Genomic DNA, 13790 nt, shown 5'->3' on the forward strand with positions numbered 1-13790 from the left:
GAGTTATTTACACAAAATTATTGACGCTCCCAAGCTAAAACTCCTATTAATCGATCTACTAAAAATAAATAAAAAAATTCTTTTCAATTTTTAGTTATGGTATGACATAAATAAAGTAAAGTTATTCTTCTAGGTTAATCTTATTAATACTCTTTCTCACTAGTGTTGCATGCAACACTAGTGAGAAAGAGTATTAAATATACTGCAAGGCAAGACATTTGGTAATTGAAGAATAACAAGCAAAAAAATAGCAGTCAGGTCTCTTGACAAAGTATAGTTGCTATTCTTTTTTTAGGCCCTACTTTAATGAAATTTTTGTTTGGAGGGAACGACTTCATTCCTTTGATTATTTTAGTTGAATTTAATAGAGAAGCCTGGCGTCTATTAAGAAATACTTTTCTTGATGAGCGTCAATTTTTTTAACGGAAATCTATCCTATACTAAATTCAGTAAAGAAAAAGGAGGAATCAAAGAAAGCTATTTTAAACAAACCAAAATTATAGGAGGAATAAATCATGACTGAAAATAAAGCTACTCAAGAAAGAACACCCCAAGAAAGATTGCAAGAAGAACAAGAACACAAGGAACATGTTCATCATACGAAAATTAATGCAGCGGCCATTGCGGATCATCTTTTAGGCAACATGCATACATTACATGTGAAACTGCACCAATATCACTGGTATGTAAAAGGAGCCAATTTCTTTACGTTGCATGAAAAATTTGAAGAGTTGTATAACGAAAATGAAAAATGGTTCGACAAACTTGCGGAGCGTCTAATTACTTCTGGGCATAAACCTGCTTCGACAACGGTTGAATTTGAAAAATATTCGATGCTTTCGGAAGATGCAGTTAATAAATACGCTAAAGCAGAAGACATGGTTGAAAATATTATCGAGGACTTCAGAAGCACTCGTGACCTAACTATTCGCGCGATTCGTTTAGCTCAAGACGAGGGTGACGATGCTTTAGAAGATACATTGATTGCTTTTAAAAATGACTTAGACAAGAACATTTGGATGCTGCAAGCGTTCATTGGTAAAGAAGCATTAGAAGATGATGACGCTCTTGATGAGGATGAAGATTAAGGTAAAAGTAGAAGCTGATTTAGGGATTGGAATTCTTTCCAGTCCTTTTTCTATTTTCTTGATGTGCATCAATTTTTTTGTAGTAAGAGACTTATATAATAAAAGCAGCGAATATAAACAAAATAAATAAAGGGGGAGAATGAATTGACTAAACATACCCATCATGAAATTGGCGACCACGCAGCCTGTATCCGCTTGGTTCCAATATTCAATCACTTAGAGGATAGCGCGATGAATTACATTGCTGAAAAAGCCCACACGAAACAGTATCAAAAAGGAGAGTTTCTGTTTCGTTCACAAGAAAAAGAGGATACTTTATATATTATCAATCGTGGGAAAATCCGTATTTATCGATTGGCAGACTCTGGCAAAGAGCAGCTAGTGCGGATCTTGAACCCTGGTGATTTCACCGGAGAATGGACCTTGTTCAACCCGGATGCAGTACACGAGGAATATGCCGAAGCAACCCGAGATACCGTTGTCTGTATGATTCAGCAAAAAGATGTCCAAGATTTTCTGGAACAATACCCAGCTATTTCTTTAAAACTATTGGCGGAAATGTCTAAACGGTTAGAAAGTTCAGAACGTCAAACGACACAAGTAGCCGTGGAGAGTGTCATTACCCGTTTAGTTTTGTTTTTGGCAGAAAATGTGGAACCTGAAATGGGCAACTCTCCCACCATCACCCTGCCGATGGCAAAAAAGGACATTGCTTCCTATTTAGGAACGACACCTGAGACCATCAGTCGCAAATTTGGAGAATTGGAGGACGAGGGATTGATTCAACAGCTGTCTGGGAAAAGGATCAAGATTCAGGATTTAGATGATTTATTGCTTTACAGCGAATAATCGGACACACTTTTTTCTACACGTTGGTGTTCTGTCGCTCTTTATTAACAACGGGACAGAACTCAGTGCTTTTGCGTCAAGGAGAAGTCGCTTTGAGTTACGTTTTGTGGTACTCAGTGGGTCGGTTCTTCATTGAAGGTATGCGAACGGACAGTTTATGGATTGGCGAGTGGATCCGCGTTTCGCAAGCCTTGTCTCTGGCCCTGTTTATTGGCGCGATTGTAGTATGGTTTATACGCAGACAAGATTATCCACCAATTTCTTATTATTCTGATGGCAATAAGGGGCAGAAAAAGACTATTAAGATGGTGAATTGAGCAAAAAGATAAAAAGAAGTGCAAAACTTGATATGCGTCAATTTTCGTTTGCTAAAAGGGAGCTATACTACAGTTGTAAAGAGGAAAAGGCAGTGTTCATTAATCTGCTGCCGATAAAATAAAAACACATAAAGGAGATAGGAATTATGGAAAAAGCTATATTGCAATTAGAAACGTTGTCTTGTCCAAGTTGTATGCAAAAAATTGAAGGTGCCGTAAAATCAGTTAACGGTGTTGATAAAGACAGCATTAAAGTATTATTCAACTCCAGCAAAGTCAAAGCCAATTTTGATTCAGCTGTCACTTCGATTGAAGAGATTCAAAAAGCTATCGAAAACGTAGGCTATCCGGTCCTTAAAGCAAAAGTCAAGGCCGCTTAACAGATTAAATGAACTAGGCAATTCTGGAAGAAAAGCTATTTTTCCAGGATTGCTTTTTTTGTTGCAATCCGATTCGAGGTGCCTAGAAACGATAAAAGAGAACTTTCTAAACTTGATGTCAGTCAATTAATTACTTAGGCAATTATCTTATACTGTGTTTATCAATAAAAGAGAAATTAAATTTGGAGGGAAAAAGCATGCAACAATATATATTAAGCAAGAAAAATGTTATCACCGTCATCAGTGGATTGTTAATCGTACTCGGTTTCTTCAGTCACTTTGTTTTAGAAAACGTAGGACTTTCAGAGTGGTCTTTGATCATCGCCTCTGTCTTTGGGATTACGCCAATTGCCATTCAAGCGTTTCAAGCAATGAAAGTCAAAGTCATCAGTATTGATGTCTTAGTCAGTATTGCAGCGATTGGTGCGCTTTTTATTCAAAACTATGAAGAATCGGCTATTGTCACGTTCTTATTCTTATTCGGACACTACTTGGAACAACGAACATTGAACCAAACGCGATCTGCTATCAAAGAATTGACTGAAATGGCACCCGAAAGCGCCTTGAAACAAATGGATAATGGCGAATTTGAAGAAGTAGAAGTGGATGATATAGATGAAGGGGATATCTTGCTCGTTAAAACGGGTGCGAAAGTTCCAGTAGATGGCATAGTCCTTACGGGTGAAGGGCATATCAATGAAGCTAGCATTACAGGTGAAGCTGTTCCAGTCAACAAGCTAGCTGATGCAGAAGTTTTTGCAGGAACCATTTTAGAAAACGGAACGATTCAAATCAGAGCTGACCGAGTTGGTGAGGACACCACATTTGGAAAAATTATTGAACTCGTGGAAGAAGCACAAGATTCTAAATCCGAAGCGGAACGGTTCATTGATCGCTTTTCTAAATACTACACACCAGCTGTCTTGGTTCTGGCAATTGTTGTATGGGCGTTCAGTCAAAATATTGAGTTAGCAATCACCATCTTGGTTCTAGGTTGCCCAGGCGCATTAGTTATCGGAGTGCCTGTCTCAAACGTTGCCGGTATTGGGAATGGTGCTCGTAACGGTGTTCTTTTAAAAGGGAGTGAAGTCATTCAAGACTTCAGCAATGTGGATACAATTGTATTTGATAAGACAGGTACTTTAACTGTCGGAAACCCAACCGTTGCAGCGACTGAACTGTATGAAAAAGATCCTGCTGAAACGCTTGGCTATCTGGCCAGTGTGGAACGGGAATCAGATCATCCATTAGCAAAAGCGGTCTTAAATCAAATTGGAGAAACAAACTTTTATCCTGTTGAAGGAACTGAAGTCGTGAAAGGCGGCGGAATCGTTTCAAGTGTAGCTGGACATAGAGTGGCTGTTGGGAATGTGGCCTTGATGGAAAAAGAAAATGTCACTCTCAGCAAAAAGGTGCAAAAAGATATCAAACGGTTTGAACAACATGGGAACTCTCTCGTTTTGACAGCGGTCGACGGTGAATTAAAAGTACTGATGGGCATTCGCGAACAAGTCCGTCCGGGTGTGAAAGCTAATTTGCAGGAATTAAAAGACTTGGGCGTGAAAAATCTAGTCGTTCTTTCAGGAGATAACCAAGGAACCGTTGATGTGGTCGCCGGCGAACTTGGTTTGACCGAAGCTCACGGCCACATGTTGCCGGAAGACAAATCGGCTTATATCGGAAAACTTCAACAACGTGGTCAAATTGTAGCCTTTGTTGGAGATGGCGTTAACGATAGTCCGTCCTTAGCTTTAGCAGACATTGGAATCGCAATGGGAAGCGGAACGGACGTAGCGATTGAAACATCCGATGTCGTTTTAATGAACTCGAACTTCAGCAACTTGCCTCACGCATTAGGATTAGTAAAAGCCACCGCAAATAATATGAAACAAAATATCGTGATTTCAATTGGAGTAGTGTTGGTCTTGTTGACCAGCGTCTTCTTCAGCGAATGGATGAATATGTCTATCGGAATGTTGGTTCATGAAGGTAGTATCTTGGTGGTAATTTTCAATGGCATGAGATTAATGAAGTATAAGTTGAAAGGTCGAAAAGAACAAAAAGAAGTATCAGCACCTGCAGAGAAAGTAAAAATATCTTAAGAATAAATTAGAAGAGGCTGAGACAATAGTCCATCCTTGAAATGACAAAAGCGGAAACTCAGATTTTTAAATCTGGGATTTTCCGCTTTTTTGAGTTCTTGAAAAAAAATAAGAGTATAGAGTATGTTCTTTATAAAATTAATTTTCGTGTAAATGATTAAAAAATTTAATAATAAAATTTAAATTCCTATTAAGTTGTAACACATGAAATTGCTTATAATAGTGTATTGAAATTAAGGTAGATTGACAAACGAGTGATCAAATAGATATACTACCTTCAAACGACCGTTTGAATGTGAGGTGAGATGAATGGAAAAAGTTTGCCAAGTGACTATCGTACATAAAGAAAAAGTAAATGTAATAAAAAAAAAATTGGATCAAAAAGATTTTTCAAACTTACTTGTGTTAGGGAAATGTTTCAGCGATTCTTCTAGAATTAAAATTTTTTATGCTTTAGAAACCTATAAGGAAATGTGTGTCTGTGATTTAGCAGAAATACTTAATGCTAGTGTCGCTACAACGTCACACCATTTACGTTTTTTAAAAAAACATGGAATGGCAAAATCACGTCAAGATGGAAAAGTAGTTTATTACTCTTTAGCGAATGAAGACATCCTTTCCGCTATTCATGTTTTTTTAAAGTTATCAGAAAATCTATCTATGAAATCTTAGTTTGGAGGAAGTTATTTTGTTACAAAGTATTTTTTCAGCTATCGCTGTTTATATTTCTACCAGCATTGATTATTTGTTTATCTTGCTGATTATTTTTTCTCAAAGTCATACAAAAAAAGGGCTCCGTCAGATTTTTTGGGGTCAATATCTAGGAACAGGTATCTTAGTAGCCGTAAGTTTATTTGCAGCATATGTGCTGAATTTCATTCCGCAAGATTGGATCATTGGGCTTCTCGGTCTAATTCCGATTTTCTTAGGAATCAGAGTGGCATTGGTTGGCGAAGAGGAGGAAGAAGAAGAGGAAGTCGTTGAAAAGCTTGAATCAAGAGGAACAAACCGCTTCTTTTGGACCGTTGCCTTAATAACAATTGCTTCTGGTGGCGATAACTTAGGGATTTATATTCCTTACTTTGCCTCGTTATCTTTTTCAGAGATTGTCACCGCTCTAATCGTATTTGCTATTTCTGTTGCGGTTCTTTGCTATATCAGTTACAAATTAGCCAAGATTTCTTTTGTTTCCGAAACCTTAGAAAAATATGAACGAATCCTTGTTCCTATAGTGTTTATTGGCTTAGGAATTTATATTTTGATAGAAAATGGGACGATTCAAACACTATTAAATTTTATATAAACAACTACGATAGTGAAGTTCAAATAAAAAAAGACAGCGAGATTTTAACTCGCTGTCTTTTTTTATTTGAACTAATGAATTGTAAAATCATTTTAACCTTGTAGTTTGTCTTTATTTTTCTTTTTCTTGTTCTTCGATATGAGTTGAAACTTGCTCAAGAATACTAAAAATATGAAGATCGTCAAGGCTATAAATCATATTTTTACCAGCTCTTTTTGATTTTACTAATCTTGAAGTCTTTAAAGTTTTTAACTGGTGAGAAATTGCTGATTGTTCCATACTCAAAGAATGCGCAATAGCTCCAACGCTAAGTTCTTCTTTCTGCAGAAGAAATAAAATTGAAAGTCGGGTAGGGTCACTGATCATTTTAAATATTTTACTTACCTCTTGGATAGATTCATTTTTTAATGGAGAAGTTGATAATGAATTCATAAGAATTTCTCTCCTTCATATGTTTGTTTATTCACATTTAGATTATCATAATATTTTTATAAAGCAAGATTTTTTGTATAAGGGTAGCTATTTTAGAGTCCTATTTTTTTTATCACCTAAATAAGATAACTATTTTTTTGACAAATTAGATAGAGCGATATAAAATGAATGTATAGACATATGAATGTTCGTTCAAACGTAATTCGTAAGCATTACGATTTCTAAAAAAAAGTTTTATTAAGAAAGGTGATAGAAATGAAAGAGATTCAAGAGCAACACTCACACGAAAATAATAGTCACGATCATGGGAAAATGCCAATTATTTTGTACTTTATTGGTTTAGCATTGTCGCTCATTGCGTTATTTGTAAACGGAGAAAATAATTTAATCCAAAACACTTTGTTTTCAATTGCTTCAATTAGTGCTGGTTATCATGTCATTATTCTTGAAGGAATTGGAGAAACGATTGAAAACTCAAAAAGACAACACAAATTTACCCCTAATTCTCATATTTTAATGGGAATAGCTGCAATAGGTGCTTCTCTGATAGGAAATTTTTGGGAAGGAACGTTATTGGTTCTTATTTTCTCTGGAGCACATTTTCTTGAAGATTATGCTGAAGGAAGAAGTAAAAGAGAAATTACCAAGTTATTAGAAATGAATCCAACAACAGCTAGGCTAATCATGCAAGATGGCAATACAACAATCGTTAATGTTAGTGAGTTGAAAGTAGGAGATCAACTTCAAGTGTTAAACGGTGACCAAGTACCGATTGACGGAGTAATAGTATCAGGCTCTACTTCGATTGACGAATCTTCTATTAATGGTGAGAGTATACCTAAAGAGAAATCAAAGGGAGACGGAGTTTTTGGGAGTACAATTAATGGAACGGGTACCTTTACTATGGAAGTCACAAAAGAAACTAACGATACTGTCTTTTCAAAGATTTTACAACTAGTGAATCAAAATCAAGAGAATCAAACAAAAGCGTCTAGTATTATCCAAAAGTTTGAGCCTAAGTATGTTAAATTTGTTTTAATTGCAATCCCACTCTTCATTTTACTTGCTCCTATGCTGTTTGATTTGACATGGTCACAAAGTATTTATAGAGGATTAGTCCTTTTAGTCGCAGCTTCTCCGTGTGCTTTAGCAGCAGCTACCGTATCCGTAACATTGTCAGCCACTTCTAATCTAGCAAAAAGAGGCGTACTTTCAAAAGGAAGTGCCTATTTGTCCCAATTAGCGGATATTCAAGCCATTGCCTTTGATAAAACAGGAACATTAACTAAAGGGAAACCGGAAGTAACCAATTATTACTTTTCTGATTCTGTGAACGAGGAAAATATGATTGATATCGTAGTGGCTCTTGAAAAAGAATCAAATCACCCGTTAGCAAGTGCTATTTTAGACAAGTTTGAACCAAAAAATAAACTAGCTATTGAAGTGGAAAATCAGATTGGAAAAGGTTTAATAGGCGATTATAACGAAAACACTTATCGTATAGGTAAACCAACTTCTTTTGAGGCTGTATCGGATGACTATACACGTTTGAATAAAGAATGGGCTTCAGAAGGTAATACGGTTGTATATGTATCAGAAAATGAAAAAGTAATCGGCCTGATAGCATTAATGGATATTCCAAGTGAACATGCGAAAGCAACTATAGATTACTTTAAGAAGTGTGGTATCCATACCACTTTAATTACTGGGGATTCTGAAATGACAGGGCAAGCTGTTGGTAAACAATTAGGAGTAGATCAAGTAATTGCAAACGTCATGCCAGAAGATAAATCTAACATTATCAATGAACAAAAAGAAACCTATGGTATAACCGCTATGGTGGGAGATGGTATAAACGACGCACCTGCTCTTGTGAAGGCAGATGTTGGAATTGCTATGGGAGAGGGTACGGATGTTGCAGTAGATGTATCTGATCTAGTATTAATGAAAAATGATTTGTCTAAATTGGTAAAAGCTCATGAAATTTCTTTAAAAATGAATCGAGTTATTTGGCAAAATATTATTTTCTCAATGGTAGTTGTCGCTTTTCTAATTACCGTAAGCTTAGTAGGATTAACGGATATAGCCATTAGTGTGATTGTTCATGAAGGAAGTACCTTAGTCGTGATATTAAATGGTCTTCGATTATTAAAGTCTAAATAAATACATGAAATTGGATAAAATCATGTATCTAAAGTTTGCAGCCTCTCTAATTTTGTATTACAATGTATATACAAAAAGAAGGGGGTGATTCTAATGACTGTCATATCGCTCAGAATTGATACTCAGGAAGATAAATTAATTAAAGAATATGCTAAGGCGAAGAATATTTCGGTTTCGGCTCTGATTAGAAGTTCTGTCTTGGAAAAAATCGAGGATGAAATTGATTTGGGCCTATATAATCAAGCCATGAAGGATCATAAAGAGAATCCGAAAAGTATTTCTTTTGAAGACATGCTAAAGGAGCTATCTGATTAAATGAGCTCAGGTTATCAAGTCGAGTTTGAAAAAGGAGCTCAAAAAGCGTTAAAAAAAATGGACAAATACCAATCCCTTTTAATTATGGGATGGATTCAAAAGAATCTAGTGAATTGTACCGATCCTAGGCAGCATGGAAAAGGATTAACCGTCAATCGATCAGGCGAATGGCGCTATAGAATCGGTGATTATCGCTTAATAGCTGATATCAATGACGAGACCGTAACCATTTTAATGTTAGAGATTGGTCATAGAAAAAATATTTACAAATAAACCATTCAAATTGAGTGCAAGCATGTTTAATAAAAAAGGATTCTACTGCTTTTTAAGCGGTAGAATCCTTTTTTGATACGATTTAATTATCTATATTAAGCACGTAAGGCAACAATCGCATCTTCAATAATATCTTGCTGCGTTGCCTAAATGAGCAATTGCGTTTCTAAATAGTCTTTTATTTCTTCAACCTCCACTAGAATAGAGCTATTAATTGGCACGTAGACGTTTGCTGATGTCATAATCTTCAACTCCTATCGTTATAGATAATAACGAAAGATAAACCAAGGTGTTACCAGCTACTACAAGAAACTAAATAGAAATATTAACCTGCACAACAAGATAATTTCGAAATATCTTTATCAAAGGCTAGAGCTGCTAACTTTAAGCCTTCTGACATTGTTAGATAAGGCGCTAAAGTATCTTTTAAATCAGCTACGGTCAATCCAAATTTAACGGCTAAGGATGCTCCATAAATAACTTCTCCTGCATTTTCAGAAACGATATGAACTCCCAAAATCTTCTGTGTTTTTCTATCAACCACAAGTTTAAACACCCCTGTCGTATTATGATTGACAATCGCTCTAGGAACATTTTCTAATGACAATACCGCTTTTTTTACTTCGTATCCTTTTTCTTTCGCTTGTTGTTGTGTTAACCCAACAGTTGCAAATTGCGGACTGGTAAATGATACTCCAGGAACTACCGATAAATCGATTGCTTTATTTAACCCACCAATTGCATTTCCTGCTGCAATTCCTCCTTCATAGGCTGCTACATAGACAAACTGAGGTCCTAATGTCACGTCTCCTGCTGCATAAATTTTTCTATTACTTGTCTGAGCAAAAGCATTTATCTTGATTTCATTGTTTGGCCCAACTTGAACGCCTGCTGCGCTCAAGTTCAATACTTCTGTATTCGGTTTTCTTCCTGTTCCAACTAGTAGCTCGTCTGACTCAATGACCTTATTTTTGCCGTTTACAATAATATGAACTTTTTTAATATTTCCGTCTTGCTCTACTCGTTCATAAGTTGCTCCGGAAATGAGCTTTATTCCTTGTTCGATTAAAGCTTTCTCCATTGCTTCAGAAATCTCTGGATCATACTCTTTTAAAAGTCGTTTGCTTCTTTGAATAAGGGTAACCTCAGAACCCAGATTGTGGAAGAGCTGTCCCAGTTCTCTTCCAATATAACCCGATCCAATAATTGTTAATCGTTTTGGTACTTTTCTTAGTTCAAGGAGGGTTGTGCTAGTTAAATAATCTACTTCTTTAAGTCCAGTAATACGAGGTAAGAGTGGAGAAGCACCCGTTGCGATTAAAAACCGTTGGGCAGAATATGTTTGCCCACTAACTGTCACAGTGTTTTCGTCAATGAATTTTGCTTCTCCTTTAATTAAATCAAAACCATAGTCGTCAATTAAATTAGTGTATTTTTGTTTGCGTAAATCATCAACTAGTTCATTTTTTTGATCGACTAAGCGGTCTAATTCTACTTCTCCCGTAGAAGTGTGCAATCCTTCAAAAATATTTACATGTGCTGATTGATTGATTTCTCCAGCTCGAAGCAGCGTTTTTGAAGGGATACAACCAATGTTCACACAGGTTCCGCCTACAGTTCCGCGTTCAATCATGCCCACCTTTGATCCATACTCGACTGCTTTTATAGCTGCTGAAAAAGCTGCTCCACCAGAACCGATAATGAGCAAATCATAATCTTCCTTGTTATTAGTCATCACGCGTTTTTGAACAGGTAACTTTTCTACTTCTTCGGGCTGATAATTTATTTTTTTAACTGCTTCTATCGCGTTTTCTATTGCATAGTCGTCTGGTAATTGAAATACCGCTTCGCTTTGACTGAAATCTGCTTTAGCGTTGAGAGCTCCCATGCTCTCAAGCGCTTTTTCTATATGTTTTTCACAGCCAGTACAGGTCATTCCTTGAATGCGCATTCTAAATTGATTCATTTTCCTACCCCCGTTAATTTTCTATTAATACTTCTATGATAGGACACGCGTATAGTTCTTTTTCATCTGGACATCTTGCTCGTAAATCTTTTAGCATATATTCTATTCTATTCAAATTCTCGATTTTTTTTTGAATTTCTCTTTCTTTCTTAGAGACAAATTCAAACATACCTTCACAACGAATGTTGTCTTTATCTACAACACCAAGTAATTTATAAATTTCATTTAAAGAAAAGCCAATTTCTTGTAGGTGTTTAATGAATTTTACTCGTTTTACATCTTCCTCTGAATAAACTCGATAACCGGAATTAGTCCGATCGGGTTCTGGTAGTAAGTTTTTTCGTTCGTAATATCGAATGGATTCCTTATTTACACCACATTTTTCAGAGAAGGAGCTAATAAAATAAGCCATGCTATCACATCCTTTTTTTAATTATAAACCATGTACTTAGGTACATGTCCAACCAAAAATAATACGAAGGGGGGAATATCATTTTCCTTCTTATTTACTTTCAAAAATGAAGTGAAAATTAAATGTGGTACCAATAAATTTTGAGACTTCTTTTATAATAAATAATATCGGACCTAAATACATGAAATTACATAAAATCATGTATCAAGAATCCTATCCTTATAGGGTTCTTTTTTTTTACTCCCCCTAAACACACGATTTCGTGTTGTAATAACTATAATCATGTATTCGAACAGACTAAAAAGGAGGGATTGTCATGGGCTATAATGTTCAGCCACTACGGTCGCAACAGGAGATTAATGATTTTTTATTTTGCCTGCGACGGAATAAAAATGCGGAACGTGACGTTTTCTTGTTTCTAATTGGAATTAACAGCGGTCTGCGCATGTCCGACATCGTTAAACTCAAGAAAAAAGACGTGATTACCTCAAAAAACCCGCGCATCGTGGAGCAAAAGACAGGGAAAACACGCATTTTATACTTAAGCAGCTTACAGGACTTGATTCACGGCTATACCGCACCCTTAGATCCGGAGGCTTACTTGTTTCCCAGTACTAAGGGCGGCCATTTAGAAGTCAATACGGTCTACCAGATGTTTCAAAAGGTCGCGAAGCTGTTAGGAAGGGACGATATCGGCACCCACACCCTACGAAAAACCTTTGGTTACCACTATTACAAGAAAACCAAAGACGTGGCCACCTTAATGGAAATCTTTGGTCACAGCAGCGAGAAGATTACCAAACGCTACATCGGAATTAATGAAGATGAAATCAGTGAAACGTTATTAAATTTTCGGTTAGGTTTTTGATTGTATTATATAATAGATAAGCACAGTAAGACGGTTATAATCACCCACAGTATTGGACAAATCAACCTTTTTTTGGTATATTATATATACAAATGAGAGCAGGCTCATAGTCAACTTGATATAAATCCGGAACATAAGGGTCCGGCGGGTGGCGAGCACCAAAACTAAACTCGATACAAATCCGGAACGTAAGGGTCCGGCGGGTGGCAAGCACCAAAACTAAACCTGTACAAAAGGCTGCTCTTTTGAGCAGCTTTTTTTATTGGGAAAAAGGAGCATTCTTCGCACGCGGCAAAAAAAGAATACAAACGCATGTCTATAAAAGAGACAACCCAAATTACCAGACAGTTAAACGCGATTTATAAGGCTGCTCATCTCTTACAAGAACATTTTGTAGATAAAAAAGTATCCTTTGTCGGAGAAGTCTCAACGGTAGCGATTATTTTTTCGACAACTAATTTTATGCACCTCTGTGGCATTGATTATCGCAGAGGCACACACTTGTTTTTTCAAGATGCCTTAGACAGGAAAATAAATTTACAGGATATTCAAATCAAAACGGATGGGACGACCTTTCAGAAATTACAAGTAATAGGTAGCCTTGATTTATTATTGGGGAAGCATATTTCTATTGTTGGCAGAGGTGTTTACTCTTCTCTTCGCTATGATGCAGCTATTCGAACAAGGAAAAAAATATTGGCTCTGTCTTTGAAACAAAACGGATTAATCTATATCCCTATCTCTTTGTTAAACCTATCATCAAAGGAAATTGGACCTGGACAAAAAGTTACTGGCATTTTTAGCGAGGATTTAACATCCGGGGAACTTAAAATGATTATGGAAGTCATCGATTAATCATTAATAGTGATATGCGACGTCATTTTGAAGTAATTATTCTATTTTGGGTTATAAAATAAAGCATTTTAAGACGATTTCAAATCATTCATGTGGGTTATTTATCACGGATGAGCTTGAAATCGTCTTTTATACGTATCAAATTGAAATGTTCGGCATACAATCTATCGTTGTTACTACATTACTAATTGTCACTTGTTAAGGAACTTGGATCCTTTCTAAACATTCCCTAGAGATAAATTTTACTTTATCCCTCCGTTAATATCCAATTTAAGCACCTTTCCGATTCAGGGTTAATTTGCATATCAAGTGCAGCTTGTGTTCTAGTAAGATTAGCCCTTTTAGTCCGGCTGAGTTGACTTATGGATATAAGATATGGTCATAGCAAATAGATACTACGTATAGTCTGTTAATTTAGTGTCATTAATCTTAAGTTGGATAGGCTACAATTAACTAGACAGAAAAAT

Annotated in this window: 15 protein-coding genes and 1 pseudogene; 13 read left to right on the forward strand and 3 right to left on the reverse strand. The window is 36.2% G+C overall.

What is annotated here, in order from left to right:
* The first annotated feature begins 515 nt into the window (after nucleotides 1–515).
* The 8 genes and pseudogenes from HMPREF2961_RS11870 to HMPREF2961_RS11900 all read left to right on the forward strand — a co-directional run bounded on the left by HMPREF2961_RS11870 (nucleotide 516) and on the right by HMPREF2961_RS11900 (nucleotide 6039).
* Entirely contained in the window at nucleotides 516–1088 is a 573-nt protein-coding gene (locus HMPREF2961_RS11870; RefSeq protein ID WP_002292150.1) for a Dps family protein, read from the forward strand.
* Nucleotides 1078–1218 carry a hypothetical protein gene (locus HMPREF2961_RS15455; RefSeq protein ID WP_002293765.1) on the forward strand — a complete coding sequence of 47 codons (141 nt, stop codon included), beginning with the start codon at nucleotides 1078–1080 and terminating at the stop codon, nucleotides 1216–1218. Before HMPREF2961_RS11870 ends, HMPREF2961_RS15455 begins: the two co-directional genes overlap by 11 nt.
* Before the next feature lie 14 nt (nucleotides 1219–1232).
* Complete coding sequence (locus HMPREF2961_RS11875; protein ID WP_002292156.1) at nucleotides 1233–1937, forward strand: Crp/Fnr family transcriptional regulator; 705 nt, start codon at nucleotides 1233–1235, stop codon at nucleotides 1935–1937.
* Nucleotides 1916–2254, forward strand: a pseudogene (locus HMPREF2961_RS11880) (prolipoprotein diacylglyceryl transferase family protein); the annotation flags it as partial. The gene HMPREF2961_RS11875 and the pseudogene HMPREF2961_RS11880, both read left to right, overlap by 22 nt.
* 146 nt (nucleotides 2255–2400) lie before the next feature.
* Nucleotides 2401–2634 (forward strand): heavy-metal-associated domain-containing protein, encoded by a 234-nt coding sequence (locus tag HMPREF2961_RS11885; RefSeq protein WP_002292161.1) that lies wholly within the window; start codon nucleotides 2401–2403, stop codon nucleotides 2632–2634.
* Nucleotides 2635–2831: 197 nt separating this feature from the next.
* Nucleotides 2832–4736 carry a heavy metal translocating P-type ATPase gene (locus HMPREF2961_RS11890; RefSeq protein ID WP_070704834.1) on the forward strand — a complete coding sequence of 635 codons (1905 nt, stop codon included), beginning with the start codon at nucleotides 2832–2834 and terminating at the stop codon, nucleotides 4734–4736.
* Nucleotides 4737–5045: 309 nt separating this feature from the next.
* The gene (locus tag HMPREF2961_RS11895) at nucleotides 5046–5408 is read left to right on the forward strand and encodes an ArsR/SmtB family transcription factor (protein ID WP_002300950.1); all 363 of its coding nucleotides are present in this window, start codon (nucleotides 5046–5048) and stop codon (nucleotides 5406–5408) included.
* Between the two features lie 16 nt (nucleotides 5409–5424).
* The gene (locus tag HMPREF2961_RS11900; RefSeq protein WP_002300952.1) at nucleotides 5425–6039 is read left to right on the forward strand and encodes a CadD family cadmium resistance transporter; all 615 of its coding nucleotides are present in this window, start codon (nucleotides 5425–5427) and stop codon (nucleotides 6037–6039) included.
* A gap of 111 nt (nucleotides 6040–6150) precedes the next feature.
* On the opposite strand, the gene HMPREF2961_RS11905 is transcribed toward HMPREF2961_RS11900, so the two are convergent.
* On the reverse strand, nucleotides 6151–6471 hold the full coding sequence (locus HMPREF2961_RS11905) for an ArsR/SmtB family transcription factor (RefSeq protein ID WP_002301366.1): 321 nt from the start codon (nucleotides 6469–6471) through the stop codon (nucleotides 6151–6153).
* A 255-nt stretch (nucleotides 6472–6726) separates the two neighbouring features.
* Here HMPREF2961_RS11905 and HMPREF2961_RS11910 point away from each other — a divergent pair, with 255 nt between their 5' ends.
* The 3 genes from HMPREF2961_RS11910 to HMPREF2961_RS11920 all read left to right on the forward strand — a co-directional run bounded on the left by HMPREF2961_RS11910 (nucleotide 6727) and on the right by HMPREF2961_RS11920 (nucleotide 9222).
* On the forward strand, nucleotides 6727–8634 hold the full coding sequence (locus HMPREF2961_RS11910; protein ID WP_002301365.1) for a heavy metal translocating P-type ATPase: 1908 nt from the start codon (nucleotides 6727–6729) through the stop codon (nucleotides 8632–8634).
* Between the two features lie 93 nt (nucleotides 8635–8727).
* The gene (relB, locus tag HMPREF2961_RS11915) at nucleotides 8728–8949 is read left to right on the forward strand and encodes a type II toxin-antitoxin system RelB family antitoxin (protein ID WP_002307624.1); all 222 of its coding nucleotides are present in this window, start codon (nucleotides 8728–8730) and stop codon (nucleotides 8947–8949) included.
* Nucleotides 8950–9222, forward strand: a complete 273-nt coding sequence (locus tag HMPREF2961_RS11920; RefSeq protein ID WP_002301363.1) for a type II toxin-antitoxin system RelE family toxin — start codon at nucleotides 8950–8952, stop codon at nucleotides 9220–9222. It begins immediately after the preceding gene.
* A 325-nt stretch (nucleotides 9223–9547) separates the two neighbouring features.
* On the opposite strand, the gene merA is transcribed toward HMPREF2961_RS11920, so the two are convergent.
* On the reverse strand, nucleotides 9548–11188 hold the full coding sequence (merA, locus tag HMPREF2961_RS11925) for a mercury(II) reductase (RefSeq protein WP_002316044.1): 1641 nt from the start codon (nucleotides 11186–11188) through the stop codon (nucleotides 9548–9550).
* A gap of 13 nt (nucleotides 11189–11201) precedes the next feature.
* A complete protein-coding gene (gene merR, locus HMPREF2961_RS11930; RefSeq protein WP_002301360.1) occupies nucleotides 11202–11600 on the reverse strand; it encodes an Hg(II)-responsive transcriptional regulator in 399 nt (132 codons plus the stop codon).
* A gap of 316 nt (nucleotides 11601–11916) precedes the next feature.
* Between merR and HMPREF2961_RS11935 the strand changes: the two genes are divergently transcribed.
* Together HMPREF2961_RS11935 and HMPREF2961_RS11940 are read left to right on the forward strand one after the other, a co-directional pair.
* Nucleotides 11917–12468 carry a tyrosine-type recombinase/integrase gene (locus HMPREF2961_RS11935; RefSeq protein ID WP_002307628.1) on the forward strand — a complete coding sequence of 184 codons (552 nt, stop codon included), beginning with the start codon at nucleotides 11917–11919 and terminating at the stop codon, nucleotides 12466–12468.
* A 312-nt stretch (nucleotides 12469–12780) separates the two neighbouring features.
* Entirely contained in the window at nucleotides 12781–13323 is a 543-nt protein-coding gene (locus tag HMPREF2961_RS11940; RefSeq protein WP_002301358.1) for a PBECR4 domain-containing protein, read from the forward strand.
* The last annotated feature ends 467 nt before the right edge of the window (nucleotides 13324–13790 follow it).

The sequence above is a fragment of the Enterococcus sp. HMSC076E04 genome (assembly GCF_001814285.1).
Taxonomy (GTDB): Bacteria; Bacillota; Bacilli; order Lactobacillales; family Enterococcaceae; genus Enterococcus_B; species Enterococcus_B lactis.